At 65.4% G+C, this 1,727-nt stretch carries 2 protein-coding genes; both read right to left on the minus strand.

All coding sequences use genetic code 11. The features are described from left to right. On the minus strand, nucleotides 1-895 hold an 895-nt coding region (locus tag ACWF94_RS39985; protein ID WP_453500128.1), incomplete at its 3' end, for an MFS transporter. Nucleotides 896-1,067: 172 nt separating this feature from the next. Further along, the coding region (locus ACWF94_RS39990) for a hypothetical protein (protein WP_453500130.1) at nucleotides 1,068-1,727 on the minus strand (660 nt) is incomplete at its 5' end.

The raw sequence follows: 1,727 nt of genomic DNA on the forward strand, positions 1-1,727 counted from the left end.
GCAGTCGGCCCGACACCGCTCCCGAACCGAGCAGCACGGCGATCGCGCAGATGTAGGGGACGGTGATGAGCGTGCCCACGGTGGTGGTGGCATAGCCCAGCCCCTCGTTGAGGTAGGCGGGGAGCCAGGAGATCTTGAGCGAGGTGATGAGGTACCCGGCGAATGACAGCATCGCCAGTCCCCAGAAGCTGCGGAGTTTCAGCAGGGTGGTGAAGGGGACGTCTATGTGGCCGTTGGGGTCGGTGTCGGTCGCGTCGTCGAGCGTCGGCTGCTTGCGCAGAGGCTGTCGTTCGATGCAGAGCAGCCAGACGACGAGCCAGAGCAGCCCTGCCGCGATCAGCGCGATGAACGCGGCGTGCCATGAGTAGGTCACGATCAGCCAGGTCAGTGCGGGTGCGCAGATCAGTGGCCCGACAGAGGAGCCGGTGTTGACCACGGCGCCCGCGAAGGCCCGCTTCTCCGGCGGGAAGCGGTCGGCGACGATGCTCTGACAGAGCGCGTGCGTGGGTCCCTCGAACAAGCCGAGAACGATCCGCGAGACGAGGAGGACACCGAAAGTCGTGGGCATAGTCAGTGGTGCCATGCTCACGACCCACGTCACCATGAGGAATGCGGCGGCCCATTTGAAGGATATCCACCGCAGGGCCACGGTGAAGGAGACGGCCCCGAGTGCGAAGAGCCAGAAGAAGGCGCTGCTGGCGAGTCCGAACTGACCTGCGGACAGACCGAGGTCCTCACGGATCGGCCCGGCGGCGATCCCGATCGCGGCCTTGTCGGCGAAATTCAGTGTGTAGAACACGAACAACAGGATCACGACGCCCCAAGCTCGCCGGTCGGGCCGGGCGCCCCGTGCGCGGTCCGCCCTCGGCTTGGTCGCGGCATTGGTCGATGGCATCTTGCCTCCAGTAATCCGTGCGTCCAGGCACCCTTGCCGGCGGCACGTGGCCCTCATCAAATTCAACGTGAATCGGTTGAAAAATGGATGAATCGGTATCGGGCTTGCTGTGCATTTCAGAATGAGATCGGTGTGTCGTCCTGTGGTTGCTTCCCGTCCCCGTCCTGCGCGGTCATGCGGTCACTTTCAGTACGAGTGTTGGGCCGTCGCAGGTGGTGGTGCTCTGTGTGTCCCTGAGGGTTGTCACGCGTCCCGTGATGAGGTCGATCACCTGTGCGTGGGGATCGATGGTGGTGCCTATGGCCGACCGGGCTGTGTCCCACGTGCACGGCTTCTCGGGGATGACGACGACGCCGTCTCCGAAGTCGGTCCAGGTCAGTTCGTCGGACCGGTGCTGGGTCAGGGCGGGTGCGCGGTCTGTCCGGTTCGGCAGTGCGGCTGTGAGGTGCTTGGCGACCAGTCCTGCCTGGCGCAGGTTGGAGCGGCGGTCGGTGAGTCCGTTGCGCGGGAAGTAGCCGCGGTCCATGTCGCCGAATGTGTCGAGGTTGATGTCGAGTCCGTGCAGTTCGTAGGCCGCGACGAGTGTCTCCGCGACCCGGTGGGCTGTTGAGGGGTCGTCGTGTTCGGCGGAGCCGGGGTCGTCGGCGGCGAGTTTGACGAGGACTGTGGCGTGGAGTCCGAGGCCGGTCACCAGGTTGTCGATGGCGGTGAGGGTGTGTACGGGGTTCTCGCTCCGTGACACTGTGAACGCGAGGCCCGTGACGGCGTCGCGGAAGCCGGCCGTACCGGCCAGCTCTGTGAGAACGGCCTGGTCGCCGGGGGTGAATCCGTG

This window comes from Streptomyces sp. NPDC055078 (assembly GCF_053607985.1).